19 protein-coding genes are annotated in these 14714 nt (G+C 71.7%); 11 read left to right on the top strand and 8 right to left on the bottom strand.

What is annotated here, in order from left to right:
• The first annotated feature begins 14 nt into the window (after nucleotides 1-14).
• Nucleotides 15-842, top strand: a complete 828-nt coding sequence (locus tag MVA48_RS07330) for a phytanoyl-CoA dioxygenase family protein (protein ID WP_246987363.1) — start codon at nucleotides 15-17, stop codon at nucleotides 840-842.
• Here the strand turns inward: MVA48_RS07330 and MVA48_RS07325 are convergent.
• From MVA48_RS07325 to MVA48_RS07315, 3 genes are all read right to left on the bottom strand, one after another.
• Nucleotides 728-1564 (bottom strand): esterase/lipase family protein, encoded by an 837-nt coding sequence (locus MVA48_RS07325; RefSeq protein ID WP_246987361.1) that lies wholly within the window; start codon nucleotides 1562-1564, stop codon nucleotides 728-730. The two genes, MVA48_RS07330 and MVA48_RS07325, sit on opposite strands and share 115 nt — an antisense overlap.
• The gene (locus tag MVA48_RS07320) at nucleotides 1564-1869 is read right to left on the bottom strand and encodes a hypothetical protein (protein ID WP_246987359.1); all 306 of its coding nucleotides are present in this window, start codon (nucleotides 1867-1869) and stop codon (nucleotides 1564-1566) included. The genes MVA48_RS07325 and MVA48_RS07320 overlap by 1 nt, the downstream gene beginning before the upstream one ends.
• A 67-nt stretch (nucleotides 1870-1936) precedes the next feature.
• Nucleotides 1937-2515 (bottom strand): hemerythrin domain-containing protein, encoded by a 579-nt coding sequence (locus MVA48_RS07315; RefSeq protein WP_246987356.1) that lies wholly within the window; start codon nucleotides 2513-2515, stop codon nucleotides 1937-1939.
• A gap of 99 nt (nucleotides 2516-2614) precedes the next feature.
• On the opposite strand from MVA48_RS07315, the gene MVA48_RS07310 reads away from it, so the two are divergent.
• The 5 genes from MVA48_RS07310 (at nucleotide 2615) to MVA48_RS07290 (ending at nucleotide 5063) form a co-directional block, all read left to right on the top strand.
• Nucleotides 2615-2884, top strand: a complete 270-nt coding sequence (locus MVA48_RS07310) for a hypothetical protein (RefSeq protein WP_246987354.1) — start codon at nucleotides 2615-2617, stop codon at nucleotides 2882-2884.
• Between the two features lie 215 nt (nucleotides 2885-3099).
• Nucleotides 3100-3408, top strand: a complete 309-nt coding sequence (locus MVA48_RS07305; RefSeq protein WP_246987353.1) for a universal stress protein — start codon at nucleotides 3100-3102, stop codon at nucleotides 3406-3408.
• Nucleotides 3405-3563: a universal stress protein gene (locus tag MVA48_RS07300; RefSeq protein WP_246987351.1), complete on the top strand. Its 159-nt coding sequence runs from the start codon at nucleotides 3405-3407 to the stop codon at nucleotides 3561-3563. Before MVA48_RS07305 ends, MVA48_RS07300 begins: the two co-directional genes overlap by 4 nt.
• Nucleotides 3560-3964 carry a universal stress protein gene (locus tag MVA48_RS07295; RefSeq protein ID WP_246987349.1) on the top strand — a complete coding sequence of 135 codons (405 nt, stop codon included), beginning with the start codon at nucleotides 3560-3562 and terminating at the stop codon, nucleotides 3962-3964. The genes MVA48_RS07300 and MVA48_RS07295 overlap by 4 nt, the downstream gene beginning before the upstream one ends.
• 76 nt (nucleotides 3965-4040) lie before the next feature.
• Complete coding sequence (locus MVA48_RS07290) at nucleotides 4041-5063, top strand: ion channel (protein WP_246987347.1); 1023 nt, start codon at nucleotides 4041-4043, stop codon at nucleotides 5061-5063.
• Between the two features lie 74 nt (nucleotides 5064-5137).
• Here MVA48_RS07290 and MVA48_RS07285 read toward each other — a convergent pair whose 3' ends face one another.
• On the bottom strand, nucleotides 5138-6271 hold the full coding sequence (locus MVA48_RS07285; RefSeq protein WP_246987345.1) for a serine/threonine-protein kinase: 1134 nt from the start codon (nucleotides 6269-6271) through the stop codon (nucleotides 5138-5140).
• A gap of 65 nt (nucleotides 6272-6336) precedes the next feature.
• Here MVA48_RS07285 and MVA48_RS07280 point away from each other — a divergent pair, with 65 nt between their 5' ends.
• Together MVA48_RS07280 and MVA48_RS07275 are read left to right on the top strand one after the other, a co-directional pair.
• A complete protein-coding gene (locus tag MVA48_RS07280) occupies nucleotides 6337-6909 on the top strand; it encodes a dihydrofolate reductase family protein (protein ID WP_246987343.1) in 573 nt (190 codons plus the stop codon).
• 52 nt (nucleotides 6910-6961) lie between these two features.
• Nucleotides 6962-8251 carry a hydroxyacid-oxoacid transhydrogenase gene (locus MVA48_RS07275; protein ID WP_246987341.1) on the top strand — a complete coding sequence of 430 codons (1290 nt, stop codon included), beginning with the start codon at nucleotides 6962-6964 and terminating at the stop codon, nucleotides 8249-8251.
• A 49-nt stretch (nucleotides 8252-8300) separates the two neighbouring features.
• On the opposite strand, the gene MVA48_RS07270 is transcribed toward MVA48_RS07275, so the two are convergent.
• From MVA48_RS07270 to MVA48_RS07260, 3 genes are all read right to left on the bottom strand, one after another.
• Complete coding sequence (locus MVA48_RS07270; protein ID WP_246989388.1) at nucleotides 8301-9335, bottom strand: hypothetical protein; 1035 nt, start codon at nucleotides 9333-9335, stop codon at nucleotides 8301-8303.
• 212 nt (nucleotides 9336-9547) lie between these two features.
• Nucleotides 9548-10399, bottom strand: a complete 852-nt coding sequence (locus MVA48_RS07265; RefSeq protein ID WP_246987339.1) for an LLM class flavin-dependent oxidoreductase — start codon at nucleotides 10397-10399, stop codon at nucleotides 9548-9550.
• Between the two features lie 458 nt (nucleotides 10400-10857).
• On the bottom strand, nucleotides 10858-11247 hold the full coding sequence (locus MVA48_RS07260; RefSeq protein WP_246987337.1) for a hypothetical protein: 390 nt from the start codon (nucleotides 11245-11247) through the stop codon (nucleotides 10858-10860).
• A gap of 643 nt (nucleotides 11248-11890) precedes the next feature.
• Here MVA48_RS07260 and MVA48_RS07255 point away from each other — a divergent pair.
• Together MVA48_RS07255 and MVA48_RS07250 are read left to right on the top strand one after the other, a co-directional pair.
• Entirely contained in the window at nucleotides 11891-12721 is an 831-nt protein-coding gene (locus MVA48_RS07255; protein WP_246987335.1) for a toll/interleukin-1 receptor domain-containing protein, read from the top strand.
• Between the two features lie 252 nt (nucleotides 12722-12973).
• Nucleotides 12974-13219 carry a VOC family protein gene (locus MVA48_RS07250; protein WP_371821225.1) on the top strand — a complete coding sequence of 82 codons (246 nt, stop codon included), beginning with the start codon at nucleotides 12974-12976 and terminating at the stop codon, nucleotides 13217-13219.
• A gap of 85 nt (nucleotides 13220-13304) precedes the next feature.
• On the opposite strand, the gene MVA48_RS07245 is transcribed toward MVA48_RS07250, so the two are convergent.
• A complete protein-coding gene (locus tag MVA48_RS07245; RefSeq protein ID WP_246987333.1) occupies nucleotides 13305-13625 on the bottom strand; it encodes a hypothetical protein in 321 nt (106 codons plus the stop codon).
• Nucleotides 13626-13754: 129 nt separating this feature from the next.
• Between MVA48_RS07245 and MVA48_RS07240 the strand changes: the two genes are divergently transcribed.
• Nucleotides 13755-13943 carry a hypothetical protein gene (locus tag MVA48_RS07240; RefSeq protein WP_246987331.1) on the top strand — a complete coding sequence of 63 codons (189 nt, stop codon included), beginning with the start codon at nucleotides 13755-13757 and terminating at the stop codon, nucleotides 13941-13943.
• Nucleotides 13944-14714 lie beyond the last annotated feature (771 nt).

The following is a 14714-nucleotide window of genomic DNA, read 5'->3' as shown; positions in this document are numbered from 1 at the left end:
ACGAAGGAGTCCGCATGACGACCACCGAAACCCCCATCGACCGTGCCGCGATCGAGCACGCGCTGATGACCGACGGCATCACCGCGCTGAAGGGGGCCTTCCCGACCGAGTGGGCCGACCGCATGCGGGAGGACATCGAGACGGCGTTCGAGGAGGCGATCAACCGCGAGGGCGGCGCGGTCGGGCGCGGACCCAACCGCTACTACGTGGAGATCCACCCCGAGCAGCTCCGGGGCTTCCTCGACATCGTCTCCCACCCCTGGTTCCGGGCGGTGTGCGAGACCGTGCTGGGGCCGGACTACAAGGTGCTCGAACTGGGCTTCGACATCCCGTTCGCCGGCGCGAAGAACCAGCCGTGGCACCGCGACTTCCCCTCCCCGCCGGAGACCTACGAGGGCCGGAAGCTGACCTCGCTGGCCTTCAACCTGACCGCCGTGGACACCACGGAGGACATGGGACCCTTCGAGATCGCGCAGGGCACGCAGTTCGAGTCCGGTCTCGACTGGCACCACCAGATGTTCCCGCCGAAGACCGAGTACCCGCGCTTCGAGTCCCTCGCCGTGCGCAAGTACCCGAACCGCGGCGACATGTCTGCGCGCTCGGCGCTCACGGTGCACCGCGGGACGAAGAACGAGTCGCAGCTGTCCCGGCCGGTGCTGGTCGTCGGGGTCGACGCGCCGGGCGCCGGCCACGACGAGTTCCACGACATGGCGATGACCCGGGAGTTCTACGACTCGATCCCGGAGGACGTGCGCGACCACCTGCTCGGCCGGGTGGTCGACCGGCTCGAGCCGATCGTGCAGCAGCACACCATCGAGGGTCTGGTGATGGGGGAGGCCTGACCGCAGTCAGTCCTCGGGCGGGAACAGGGTCGCGAGCCCGAACCGGGTGGGCCGCTCGAACGGCCGCCACTCGTTCCGGGGAGCGCCAGTCGGTCGGCCACCACCCAGAGGACGGCGGGGTCGTAGCCCATGCCGAGGTGGCTCGCGCGCACCGACACGTTCTCGCTGCGCGGGCCGGGCTCCTGCCGGCACGCCCGCCAATCGACGACGCCGTCCCACTTCGAGTAGACGGCGGTGCTCGGCACCCGCAGCGGCCTGGCCAGGGCGTTGCGCGACCGGCGATCGGTCAGGGCGAACGGCGAGCCCAGCGAGATGACCTGCCGCACCTGCCGCGGCGCCTGCCGAGCCAGGCGCCGGGCGAAGATGCCGCCGAGGCTCTGGCCCAGGATGCTGACCGGCGTCCCGTGCTCCCGGGCGAGGCGGTCGACCAGCTGCGGCAGCTCCCGGTTCACCTCCTCGCTCGGCCCGCGGTTGCGGCCGAGCGCCCAGCCGACGACGGGGTAACCCAGGCGGCCCAGCCAGCTGCGCAGCACGCGGGTGGAGACGTCGGAGGCCATCAGCCCCGGTAGGACGAGAACCGGATGCGCCTCGCCGCGCGGGGCGTACCGGAGCAGCGGCAGCGCGGCCGCGAGGGCGCCGGCGCTGACCAGGGACCTCGCCGGTTCCGTCGCGGCCAGGACGGCGGCCCGGCGCGGGGACCAGCGGTCGTCGGGCACGGCCATCAGTCGACGGCCGGCGGCAGCAGTCGGGGCGCGAACACCTCGTCGATCGGCCGCGGACCGACGTACTGCCGACACGTGCACGGCACCCAGGTGTGGCCGGCCCAGCGGCCCCGCCGGTCGAACTGGTCGCGGCGCAGCTCCGCGTAGCAGGTCGAGGTCTCGCGGTCGTGCTGGCTCAGCGCGTGGCCGCAGCCGCAGACCGGCGTCGCCGGGGCCGGCGGGGCGGGGCGGCGCCGCCCCACCCGTCCCGCCAGGAAACCGGCGGCCATCAGCGCGCCGCCCACCAGCAGGCTGATCGGATCCATGCCCGGAGGGCCTCCTTCCGCGCGACCGTCCTACGACGGTAACGCGGCGGGCGGCCCCAGGGGGCGGTCAGCCGCTGTGCTTCCCGCGACCGCTGACGGCGTCCCGGAGGTGGTCCAGCAAGCTCGCGACGGGGCCGACCGCGAGGCGGACCCCGGCCTCGTTGGGCGTCATCGGGTGCGCCCGGGTGGGAGCGATCTTCTTGACCATCTCGACCTGGCCGGCCATCTGCACGAGCTCCTCGCGGCTGAACCGCGCGCGGAGCTCGGCGAACATGCGGCCCTCCTCGTGCTCGACGTGGTGGCGGATCTCGCGGATCAGCTCCGTGACGGCCGCGTCGAACTCCGGGTCGTCGGCGTCCATGCGCTCCAGGCGCTTCATGGTCTCCTCGGCCTCGGCGTGCTCCTCCTTGGAGTGCTCCGCCTCCTCCTGGTCGAGCTCCTTCTCCACCCGCGGATAGACCTGGGTCTCCTCCGCGACGGAGTGCTTGACCAGGCCGATGGTCACCTCGTCGACCAGCTCACGCTTGCGGCGGACGGCGTCCTGATCCTGCTTGCCGATGAGCTGCTCGAGCTCGGTGAAGATGCGGTCGAACTCGCGGTGGTCGGCGGAGAGCAGGTCGACGACGTCGCGGTCGGTATCGGTCATGAGCCTTTGTTTCCCTCCAGGCGGCTGCGCACACGCGGCTGCCCGGGATCGTCTGCATTCGCTCGATCGTGGTGATTGCCCGCCTGTGACTCGGGGCACATGTTGATCGTGAACAGCTACGCCGTGGGTTTCGCCCGGCCGGACCGCTGGTCGCGCGGCCGGCCGGCCGAGGCCGTGCACCCCTGGCACGCGGTCGAGGCGCACCGCCCGCCGGCCGAGCTCGACGGGGAGGTCGAGCTCGCCGTGTGCGGCGCGATCGTCCAGGTCTGGGGGTCCCAGAAGTGGGAGCGGGTCGGCGTCGGCCGGACCGCCTGCCCCGAGTGCGCGCGCATCAGCGCGGTGAACCGGTCGCTGAGCTCCGCGCGCTGACCGCCGACGTGTCGTCGATCGTCATGGCGGCGTGACGTCAGGAGCCGAGCAGCCCCGAGGGATTCGAGTTCACCCACCTCGACTGCGGCCGGGCACGCGACCGGCGACCGTCGCCGCCGCGCCCCGGCCTCTGGTGCCGGAGGCGGAGGCGGAGGATCCTCGAGGCGACGGAGCGTGCCTCGGGCGCGCCGGCCGACGCTGCCGACCGGCCGCTGGTGCTCGTCGACGTGCGGCCCTCCGACGGCGGCTACCAGGCGCTGCTGTGGGCGCTGCGCGAAGCCGAGCGCCGCGACGCCACCCTGCTCGCCGTCACCGTGTGGTCCGGCGATCCGGCGCTGCCCGACGAGGGACTCGGGGAGATGGAGGCAGCGCTCGCCGCCATGGTGGATCAGGCCGCCGCGGAGACCGGCGTCCACGGCCGCACGCGGGTCGCGGCGGTGACCTGGCCGGTGACCCTGGCGGAGGTGGCAGCCCGCACCGGTGCCGAGCTGCTCGTCGTGCCCTCGGAGGAGGTGGCGTCATGACCCAGCAGGCCGAGCCGGTCGTCGTGGTCGACGACCAGCGCGAGGACCGGGGACCACGGGTGGTCGCCGGGATCGACTTCTCGCCCGGTGCGCGCGCGGCGCTACTGTTCGCGCTCGAGGACGCCGCACGGCGGGGGTCCCGGTGGAGGCGGTGACCGCCTTTCGCCCACCCGACGCCTGGATGGACTTCTACGCCGTCGACACCGGCCAGGTCGAGCAGGTCCGCACCGCCGCCCTCGACCGCCTGCGCGCCTTCGTCGACGACATCGTCGCGGAAGGGCCCACGCCGGGCCCGGTCGTCCGGCTGCACGCGGTGATGGGCGTAGCGGCCGACGTCCTGATCGGGGCGTCGCACGGCGCCGACCTGCTGGTCGTGGGCAGTCGCGGTCACGGCGGCTTCGCCAGCATGCTGCTGGGCTCGGTCAGCATGCACTGCGCGCTGCACGCCTCCTGCCCGGTGACCGTCGTCCACTCCCCGGAGGCCCACCGGGAGCGGCTGCACCTGCGCCGCGGACGCCACGCGACGACGCCACGGGCGGGCACGCCGGTCGGCTGACTACGACGGCCCGCACACCCGTGACGGTGCGGGGACGGTAGCTTGCCTCGTCCGTCCGCCGTCCCGGGGGTCCACCGTGCCGTTCCTGCTCTACCGCCTGTCCCGCTTCCTGCGGGTGAGGCTGCAGGGCTGGCGGCTGCCCCTGGCGGTGGCGACCTTCGTGTTCCTGAGCAGCTGGCTGGTGATGTGGCTCGTCGAGCCGGCCGGCAGCGGCATCGCGCACCCCGCGACGTACTGGTGGTACTTCGTCGTGACGTCGGCGACGGTCGGCTACGGCGACGTCTTCCCGGTGAGCACGGCCGGGCGCCTCGTCGGCAGCTACGTGATCGTCGGCGGGATCGTGACGCTCACCCTGCTGTTCACCCAGCTGGCCAACGCCCTGCAGTCGGTCCGGGGCAGGCGCTTGAGAGGTGTGATCCCCCTGGAGTTGTCCGACCACGTGGTGCTGCTGGGCTACTGGCCCGGCCGCACCGAGCGGATCGTCGCCGAGCTCACCGCGGAGAACGGCTTCCAGGTGGCCCTGTGCGCCTGGGACGACGTGCCCGAGAACCCGATGCCGGACAACCCCGCCGTGCACTTCGTCCGCGGCGACCTCACCCACGAGGACGTCATGTCGCGGGCGGGGGTCCCGGCGGCACGGACGGCGGTCATCGACGGCCGCGACGACAACGAGACCCTCGCCATCGCGGTGGCCGTGGACCACGCCAACCCGGACATCCACCTGGTGGCGGCGGTGCGCGACCTGGGCCGGCGGGAGAACCTGCGCTACGTGAACGAGCACGTGCAGGTCGTCCAGTGGCACATGCCGTTCCTGCTGTCCGAGGAGGCCAACGACCCCGGCCTCACGCAGGTCTACAACGACCTGATGAGCAGCGGCGGACACGGCAACACGTACTCGATGCGCGTGCCCGCGGGCTTTCCGCACCGGACGGTCGGTGACTGCCAGACCTGGTTCGGCCGCACCTTCGGGGCCACGCTGCTCGCGCTCCGCGGGGGTGACGGACTCGTGGTCAGCCCGCCGTGGGACGTCCCCGTCGACGAGGGGACGACGCTCTACTACGTGGCGACCCGGCGGATCGACGTCCCCACCGGCCGCTGACGGTCAGAGCAGCCCGAGGAACCACGCGAGGGCGAGCACGGCGCCGCCGATGGCGACGACCACTAGTGCCACGGTCACCAGCACCGGGACGACGACCCAGCGGCGCTTGAACCGACGTCGCCGCGGTGGTGCCGGCGGCGCCGCGCCCATCGGCGGACGACGTCCCTCCGACTGCCGGTCCCTGGTCTTCCGCTCGCGGCGGTGCTCGGCGAGGTGACTGGCGGCGTCGCGGGCGACCGAGCCCAGCAAGGCCTTGGACGCCGAGGCGAGGGCCCGCAGGTCCGCGGAATCGAGCCGCACGAGATTCTCGCCGGCCACCCCGCCCGGCGCGGGCGGGGAGGCTGGGCCGTCCGCGGCGGTGGAGGACCGCCCGGCGGGGACCCGGCGAGCACGGCCTGCAGGTCGCGGCGTGCCTGCGCCGCCGTGGCGCGCGCAGCGGGCGCCTTGGTGAGCAGCCCGCGCAGCACCGGCTCGAGCGGGCCCGCCCGGAGCATGGGCGCGGGGTGCTCGGAGACCACCGACATGAGCGTCGCCATCGCCTCGCCCTTGTCGAACGGCGGCCGGCCCTCGACCGCGGCGTAGAGCGTCGCGCCCAGCGACCACAGGTCGACCTCCGGCCGGGGCTCCTCGCCGTTGGCCCGCTCCGGCGCCATGTAGGACGGCGACCCGATGAGCGCGCCGTGCGTGGTCAGGCTGGAGTCGCCGGTGGTGGTGGCGATGCCGAAGTCGGTGAGGCAGGCGCGGCCGGCGCCGTCGACCAGCACGTTGGCCGGCTTCACGTCGCGGTGCACGATGCCGGCCTGGTGCGCCGCGTCGAGGGCCTCCAGGACGTCGAGCCCGATCCGGGCGACCGCGTGCGGCGGCAGCGGTCCCTGCTCCTCGACGACGTCCTGCAGGCTGCGCGAGGGGACGTGCTCCATGACCAGCCACGGCTTGCCCTGCTCCTCCACCACGTCGAAGACGCGGGCCACCCGCGGGTGGTCGAGCCGGGCCGCGGCGCGGGCCTCGCGCATCGTCCGCTCCCGCAGGATCGTGCGCTCCTCGGCGGACAGGTCCATGGAGAAGGTGAGCTCCTTGAGCGCGACCCGCCGCTCGAGCACGGTGTCGGTCGCCAGCCAGACGGTGCCCATGCCGCCCCGTCCGAGCACCTCGCCGAGCGCGTACCGGCCGGCGACCAGTCGTGTCTGGGGTCCCGTGTCGGCGCTCACGGCGGCTCCCTACCCGCTGGATGCGCCAAGCTACCGGCGACCACCCGGCAGAGAGGACCTCGCACGTGGCCGAGCTCGTCTACATGGCCATCTGCTCGCTCGACGGCTACGTCGCCGACGCCGACGGCGAGTTCGGCTGGGCGGCACCCGACGAGCAGGTGCACGCCTTCGTCAACGATCTGTCGCGGCCGCTCGGCATCCAGCTGATCGGGCGGCGGACGTACGCGCTCATGCAGTACTGGGAGACCGCCGCCACCGACGGCAGCGGGGAACCGGTCGAGGAGGACTTCACCCGCATCTGGCAGTCCATCGACAAGATCGTGTACTCGCGGACGCTGGACTCGGTGTCCGCGCCGCGCACCCGGCTGGAGCGGGAGTTCGACCCGGCCGCCGTCCGGGCGCTCAAGGAGTCGGCGCAGGCGCCGCTCGCCGTCGGCGGGCCGGACCTCGCGGCCTCGGCGTTCCGGGCCGGGCTGGTCGACGAGCTCCAGCTGTTCCTGGTCCCGGTGCTCGTGGGCGGGGGCACCCGGGCACTCCCGGACGACGTCCGGCTCGAGCTCGAGCTGGTCGAGGACCGCCGGTTCGACGCGGGAACGGTCTTCCTCCGCCACCGTGTGGTGTCCGGCCCGCCCGTGTGACAGCTTCGAGGGCGCCCGGCCGCGACGACGCGGCCAGCCGGAAGGGAACTCGATGAGCCTGGACCTGCCCGCGGACCCCGAGTCGGTGTTCACCTACGGCGCGCCGCAGCTGAAGTTCGGCTCCGGCGCCTCCGACGAGATCGGCTTCGACCTGAGCCGGTACGGGGTGGGCCGGGTGCTGGTGATCACCGACGCCGGCGTGGCGGCGACGGGGCATCCGCAGCGGGTGGCCGAGCAGATGTCCCGGTTCGGCATCGAGGCGCAGGTGTTCGACGGGGTCCACGTGGAGCCGACCGACGAGAGCCTCACCGCCGCGGTCGAGGCGGCCCGCTCGTCCGGGCCGTGGGACGCGTACGTGGCGGTCGGCGGGGGCTCGGCGATCGACACGGCCAAGGCGATCAACCTGCTGACCACCAATCCCGGCGAGCTGATGGACTACATCAACGTCCCGGTCGGCAAGGGGCAGGCCCCGTCGGAGCCGCTGCGGCCGCTGGTCGCCGTCCCGACGACGACGGGCACCGGGTCGGAGAGCACCACCATCTGCGTGCTGGACGTGCTCTCGCTCAAGGTGAAGACCGGCATCAGCCATGCGCGGCTGCGGCCGACGATGGCCGTCATCGACCCGGCGCTGACCTTCAGCCAGCCGCCGATGGTGACCGCGGCGTCGGGCATGGACATCCTCTGCCACGCGCTGGAGAGCTACACCGCCCGCTGGTACACGACCTACGAGCGCAAGACGCCGGAGCAGCGGGTGCCCTACTGCGGGTCCAACCCGATCTCCGACATGTGGGCGGAGAAGTCGCTGAGCCTGCTGGCCGGGTCGTTCCGTCGGGCGGTGCGCCACGGCGACGACCCCGACGCGCGCGGCGACATGGCGATGGCCGCGACGTTCGCCGGCATGGGCTTCGGCAACGCCGGCGTGCACATCCCGCACGCCAACGCCTATCCGATCGCCGGCCAGGTGAAGGGCTTCCACCCCGACGACTACCCCGGCGACGAGCCGCTGGTGCCGCACGGGATGTCGGTCGCCCTGACCGCGCCGGAGGCTTTCCGGTTCACCTTCGAAGCCTCGCCGGAACGGCACGTCCGGGCGGCGCAGCTGCTCGCGCCCAACGCCGGGCTGCCGACCGAACCGGAGGAGTTCCTGCCCCTGGTGCTCACCGATCTGATGCGCGACATCGGCATCCCCGACGGCCTCGGCGCGGTGGGCTTCGACCGGGGAGACATCCCCGCTCTGGTCGAGGGGACGATGAAGCAGCAGCGGCTGCTCGCCACGAGCCCGCGTGCGGTGACCGAGGAGGACATCGCCGGCATCTTCGAGCGGTCGATGTCCCTCTGGTGACCGGCGGCTCCCCGCCGTCGGTCGGCCAGAGCCCGGCGGCCCCGGCCGGCTACGGGACGACGACCGTGGCCGGCTCGGTCACCGGCTCCTCGGTGCAGGTGGGCGGCTCCGCCGGGTCCGCCGGCTCCACGGCGGGCTCGGCCGCCATGTCGTCGGCGGGCGGCGTGCCCCCGGCGTCGCCCACGGACTCCTCGGCCTCGCACGGCGGCAGGCAGGGCGGTTCCGTCGGGTCGACCGGGTCGGTCGGGGCCCCCGGCTCGACCTCGGGAAGGGTGCCCTCGCCGACCGGCAGGGGTTCGGCGTCACCCTCGGGCTCCGCCGGTGTGCAGGTCACCGGAGGGTCGCTCGGCTCCGTCGGCTCCGTCGGCTCGGTCGGCTCGGTCGGCTCGGTCGGCTGGGTCGGCTCGGTCGGTTGGGTCGGCTCGGTCGGTTGGGTCGGCTCGGTCGGTTGGGTCGGCTCGGTCGGTTGGGTCGGCTCGGTCGGTTGGGTCGGCTGGGTCGGCTCGGTCGGCTGGGTCGGCTCGGTCGGCTCGGTCGGTGTTTCGTTGCCCGGGGTCTCGGTCCCGGGAGTCTCGGTCCCCGGGGTCTCGGTCCCCGGGGTCTCGGTCCCCGGTGTCTCGGTCCCCGGTGTCTCGGTCCCCGGTGTCTCGGTCCCCGGTGTCTTGGTCCCCGGTGTCTGCGTGCCGGCGGGCTGCGCGCCCGGAGTGGTCGGCTTCGGCGTCGGTGCCCCCGGCGTCACCGCACCCGTCGGGGCGGGAGGCGGAGCGGGGACGGCCAGCGGGACGTAGGGAGGCGTGGCCGGGAGGGGCGCAGCGACGAAGGTCGAGATCGAGGCCGGGAGCATCGAGACGCCGGTCGGCCCGTACCAGTCGTCGAGCCTCGGATCGACCACGCCGATCGACGGGATGGCCAGTGGTCCGGGTGGCGACCACTGCTCGTCCGGGGGCACCGGTTCCGCGACCTGGGCGATCGAGGAGAGCGCCAAGGCGGTGCGACCGTCGTCGGCCACGGCGGTGGTCTGCACCAGCGCCACGAGCGAGGCCACGGTGAGCGCGCTCGCACTGCCGCCGAGGAACGGGATCATCGGAAAGGGGCGACGCGGTGCGCAATGCCTGCCCAGGGCGCTCACCCCCGATTTCGATCCGGTCCGGTCTGCAACCTTGGGGCCGTCGGAGGGGCCGGTCTACCGAACTGGTCACCACCGGACGCCGTGTTCACCCGGTCGGGCCCGCCGGTCGGCGCGTGCTCGTCGAGAAGCGATGTCGGTGTGACTCGCCGTGACCGCCTGCCGAGCGCTCAGGGCCCTGCCTCGAGCCGTCCACGGGCGACGTGGACCCAGTCGCGGTCGGGGAGGTCGGTCCGCCATGGGTGGACGGCCTCGATCCACCAGGTCGCACCCGCGTCGGCGTGCGCGGCGTGCAGCTCCCCGCGGGCGGCGTCGCTGCCGCTGCTCTCCCCGGGAACGGCGATGTCGAAGCCGGTCAGATCGCCCCGCAGCTCCCTCATACGGGCGGCCACGGCCGCCGTGTGGGCGACCTCCCACGGGCCGTCCCGCATGGGTACGACGCCGTCCCAGCGGGCTGCTCGCACGAAGGGCCGGGTGCCCGGCCACGAACCGCCGACCCACACGGGGACGCGCGGCCGCTGCAGCGGCGGCGGGTAGCAGATGGCGGACCACTCGGGCCCCGCGGCGCGGTAGTGCCGGCCCTCGTGACGCACGGGCTCGCCGGTCCACAGCCGGTCCAGGAGGTCGAGGTGCTCGTCGAGCATCTCGCCGCGGGTGCGGTGGTCGCCTTCCTCGCCGACGTAGTCCCACTCGAACGGGAAGGCGCCGCTGCCCACTCCGAGGGTCAGCCGCCCGCCGCTGAGCCGGTCGAGGGTGACGGTCTGGCGGGCGACCACCACGGGCCGACGGCGAGGAAGGGGAGTCACGAGCGTGCCCAGTCGGATCCGGCTCGTCGCGCAGGCGGCCGCAGTGAGCGCGATCCACGGGTCGACGACGTCGATGGGGCCGTCCGCGAAGGCGAACAGGTGGTCCCAGAGGAAGAAGCCGTCCCAGCCTGCGGCTTCGGCGGTGTGCGCCCAGTCGGCGATCACCGCCGCGTCGACGTCCGTGCCGAAGCAGGGGAGCGACACACCGAAGCGCACGGCGCGAGCCTAGGGGCGCCCACGGACAGATCACCCGTCGGCGGACGATCCCTGTCGCCGACGATGGGTTCGCCGCTGGTGGGGCGGGTGGGGCTCGAACCCACGACCCAGGGATTATGAGGTATCTCAGGGCCCTTCGCCGACCTGCATGATCATCGGTGATTTGCCTTCTGACGTGCGGTTTCCTTGTTGGCGGGTGATGGCCGTCGATGGTCCGAAACGGCCGTTTTGTGGGCACCGTGTGGGCACCGTGTGGGCACCGCGGATACGTATACGAGGTAGGGGTATCGTGATTCACGCATCCCGGCAGGAGCGGTCGGGCCGCCCCGGCGGTGTGCTGCCTGCGGGGCTTGGCGCCTGTGTGGGGGACGCCTACACTGAGCCTTGCCTGTCGCGCTGAGCGTCAGGAAGTGGGCCCGGCTCCTCTCCGGACGGTGAGCGGCCGGGCTTCGCGCTGTCTACGGCGGCGAGACGTCCTCGGCCGCGGTGATGTCCGCGATGCGCGCTCGCCAGGTGCCTCCGGCGGAATGACTCCAGGCCAAGGCGTCGGCGACCCACAGAAGCGGGTCGCCGTGCGGCGGCAGGTGCACGTAGCGAAACGGTTGGGGTCGAGCGAGGCGGCGGAGTTCCTCGATGAGCACCTGGCGGTCGCGCTGATCGCGCCCTTGGCGCGACTCGATGATCAGTCGCTGCACTCCGCGGTCGAGAAGTGGGCTGACCATGCGACGAAAGCTCTCGGCGCGGACGTCCGTGTCGCGGCCCTTGCCGTAGAAGGCCAGCGCTGACAGCTGACCGCTGCCTACAACTGCGTCGAGAATCTGCCGGCGGCGGCTGTCGCGCTCGGTCACGAAGTGCCACCGCCGCTGCCCGGGCAGGCAGAACGACCGAACGAGCCGGCGTAGCCCGTCTACGTCTCCGTCCGCGACGACGGCGACGCACACGTGGTAGTTGGACCCACGAGCCGACTCATCGACGAATGCCTGGGCGGTCAACCGGCTGCCAGGCGGGCCCGCTCGACTTCACCTCTATGATGCCAGGCTCCAGGCGGGATCGGCTCTCTCAGCTGCTGCACGAGCAGCATTCTGGACGACCGGCGAAAGACCGGAGCCCGGGCATGCGCGAGGATCCGGCTCCCACGTCGGCACGCCCGCGGCATCGGCGACGCGCGTCCCACCCGATCAGCGTGCCAGCTGCCTCGGTCGCGGGAAGGGCGCTTCGCGTCCCTTCGGGATCGGCCTCCGGCCGACCCTTCCCTCGACCCGCGCCAGCCGGACCGGGCGGGTTGTGGGAAGCGCAGGGGAGTGTGGACGGCGAAGGTCTGTCAGTGGGTGGTCCCGTGGGCCGGAAGCTCACTCCAAGGGGACCGTCGTCCCGACGAAGGATCCGTGGGGGGACGGGGTGCACGCGTCTGCAACACCCCCTCCTCCGCACGCGGGCTCGCGCCGCCGAGCGCGAGATGGAAGGGCGCCCCCCGACCGTAGGCTACGAGACGTGAAGGTCTTCATCAGTTGGTCTGGCGAGGAAAGCAGGCAGATCGCGGAGGCCCTGCGGGACTGGCTTCCGGCGTTGTTTGAGTCGGTCGAGCCGTACATGTCGGTCCGGGACAACGAAGCGGGCGTCCGCTGGAGCTCAGTCATTTCCGGTGAGCTGGAGGGCAGCGACTTCGGGATCCTGTGCCTGACGCCGAGCAACCTGCAGGCACCGTGGCTTCTGTTCGAGGCTGGGGCGCTGAGCAAGGCAGTCGAGACGGCGCGGGTCGTCCCGCTCTTGTGGCGGCTGTCCCCGTCTGACGTGACGTCCCCGCTCAACCAGTTCCACATGAAGTCGGCCGACGAGGCCGGCATCCGGAACGTCGTCGAGTCGATCAACGGGACACTGGACCGTGCGCGTCCGGACCAGGCGCTCGCTGCCGTCTTCAAGGGACTCTGGCCACAACTCCAGGACGCGCTCAACGCGGTCAGCGCGCCGGATCAACCGGAGGCGCCTCACCGCAAGGACCGTGAGTTGCTGGAGGAGATCCTCGAGCTGGTCCGAAACACCAGCCAGACCGTCCACCGACCGAGGATTCCCATCCCGACGGGAGGGCCGGCCGTCGTTCTCACCTCTCCTAGTGAGATCGAATTCATGGAAACGATCGGGAACGCGATCGGCTCCGGCGCGCGTATCGAGCGCAAGGCCACGGGCGGTTACGTGATCACGGTGAAGGACCGACGCAAGGCGAATCGCGCGCAACACGTCCTCAAGGAAATGTCGAATCTGGTCGCGCATCGGCAGGTCGAGATACGTTTCGCGGACCCCTTCGAGGACGAAGAGGAGCAATAGCGGCCGAATAGTGGGCTAGCTGGTCGAATCACGCCTCCTCGTCGATGTCCTCCATCCATGTGCATCTCATGCACTGCAGTTGACCATCCCCCAGCAGGAAGCTGGCGGGTGGGCTGAGCCCGGCCGTGGCTGTGGAAGTCTTATCGGCGTGAGCGTTGAGCGAGTGGTCCCGGACTTCTCCAGCCGGTCACCGGAGGACACCAAGGCTTTCTACGGGCGAGTCTTCGGCCTCGAGCCGGTGATGGACCACGGCTGGATCGTCACCCTGGCAGACCGAACCGGCCCGGTGTGCAAATCAGCCTGATGACTCATGATGAGACCGCGCCAGTGGTCCCGAATGTCTCACTTCGGGTCGACGACATGGACGCCGCCTACGCGGCAGCCGTGCGGGAAGGGGCTGAAATCGTGCATCCCCTCACCGACGAGCCGTGGGGCGTTCGCCGCTTTTTCCTGCGCGACCCCGACGGTCATGTGGTCAACGTGCTCAGTCATCGCTGACTCGGCGACCGTTCCCGTTACTCGATGGTTACGGGGCACCACCTGGCCAGGCGCTGATCCAGCGGCTATGGACGCAGCACCCACGCTAGTCGTCAGCGAGGGGCTGGTCCTCTCCTTCCTCGAGCGCGTCGCTCGCCGCAATGGTGACGTCGACGTCCTCGAGATACTCCAAGCAGAGCTGCCCAAACGGCGTGATCACCCAACCAGCAGTTGCCGGCGACCCAGGCCGCTTCAGTTGATGCGGCTTCTTGCTGCTCGGAATCTTGCCGTTCTTGGGCGGATTGAGCAGCAGGTCGGTAATTTTGTTCACCTCCTCCTGCATCTCGATGACCAATTTATCGATCCGAATGGTCTCCGAGCCATCATCAGCGGCAGCCATCCCGGCCCGCTCTAAGACCGAGAGCACGGCTCGAATCGTTGCCCGGCTGAGCCGGCACTCCTCAGCCAAGGAAGCTGGACGCCGTCCGCGAGTGGTCGTAGTGCGGCTGCGAAGAGCGGTCGCCTGCGTACGAGTGCGTGCCCGCTCGGGTCCAAGGTGAGTGAGGACTTTGATGTGCGGAGCCTCGACCTCGCCGAGAGCTGCAACGACGAGCTGCTCCTCGTCTGGCCGCGCCTCATCGTCGCGCAGCCCGTTCGCCAATGCCCGGGCGAGAGCGCGGATCTTTTGCTCATTGATTGTGCGCGCCGCAGCGAAAGCGCCTCAGCCAGCAACTGCGCCGACTGAGGCGACCGGGTTGCTAGCTCGACCACGTCATCGGGACTGCGACCCAACCGACGCGACGCATCGTCGAGGACCTTGGCTGCGGACTGGCGCCGCCAGATCCCGATCTCGGCTCCAGCGCGCTGCAATGCCCGTGCGAGCAGCGGCTCCATCGCCGCACCGGCCATGGCGCCGGGCGTGCCTCCGAGGAGGGCCCCGACACCGGTAGTGGCGGCAGCGGCGACAACGTCGACGGCCATCGAGGAAGCGTCTTGGGACTGACCGTCACCGCCGCTACTCACAGGTTCCCCACCATGCCTCCATCATCACCCGGCTGGTGCTTGCGTGAGCTGTCGGAGTCCCGAGCACCGGCCGGCCCGGACCGCAGCCGCGAGTGTCCCGCAGGCCAACCTGCCGCGGTGACGTCCGAGCGGTCTACAGAGTTGGCCGCCGGCGTCTCGCAGGGGATCGTCTTGCGGATCGAGCACGCGGCTCTTGCAGCGGTGCCCTTCTCGCAGATCGGCCGGCGATGGATACCTGCTACCAGGCCGTGAGGGGACTCAGGTGGACGCCGTCAACGCCGAGGTACTACGCCGCCGGGGTGCCCGGGGATGACCTTCACCTTTCCGATGATCAAGAGCCCGTCTCCCCGCGAGGGGGGCGGGGCTCGCCGGGCTCGCTTGGAGTGCCGATGCCCCCGCCGCGCCGACTGGCGAGGACGGGGCTGCCACGCCTGCTCGCCCTCCGGCCCCGGTCCCGAGTGCTGTCCCGTCACACCGCGAGGAAAGACGGGTA

The sequence above is a fragment of the Blastococcus sp. PRF04-17 genome (assembly GCF_023016265.1).
Classification (GTDB): Bacteria; Actinomycetota; Actinomycetes; order Mycobacteriales; family Geodermatophilaceae; genus Blastococcus_B.
The sequence above is the reverse complement of the archived record's forward strand: the minus strand, read 5'-3'. Positions and strand labels throughout refer to the sequence as shown.

Coding starts and splice junctions, on each gene's coding strand:
- MVA48_RS07330 (WP_246987363.1), top strand. CDS start 15: ATGACGACCACCGAAACCCCCATCGACCGTGCCGCGATCGAGCACGCG.
- MVA48_RS07325 (WP_246987361.1), bottom strand. CDS start 1,564: ATGGCCGTGCCCGACGACCGCTGGTCCCCGCGCCGGGCCGCCGTCCTG.
- MVA48_RS07320 (WP_246987359.1), bottom strand. CDS start 1,869: ATGGATCCGATCAGCCTGCTGGTGGGCGGCGCGCTGATGGCCGCCGGT.
- MVA48_RS07315 (WP_246987356.1), bottom strand. CDS start 2,515: ATGACCGATACCGACCGCGACGTCGTCGACCTGCTCTCCGCCGACCAC.
- MVA48_RS07310 (WP_246987354.1), top strand. CDS start 2,615: ATGTTGATCGTGAACAGCTACGCCGTGGGTTTCGCCCGGCCGGACCGC.
- MVA48_RS07300 (WP_246987351.1), top strand. CDS start 3,405: ATGACCCAGCAGGCCGAGCCGGTCGTCGTGGTCGACGACCAGCGCGAG.
- MVA48_RS07275 (WP_246987341.1), top strand. CDS start 6,962: ATGAGCCTGGACCTGCCCGCGGACCCCGAGTCGGTGTTCACCTACGGC.
- MVA48_RS07270 (WP_246989388.1), bottom strand. CDS start 9,335: ATGATCCCGTTCCTCGGCGGCAGTGCGAGCGCGCTCACCGTGGCCTCG.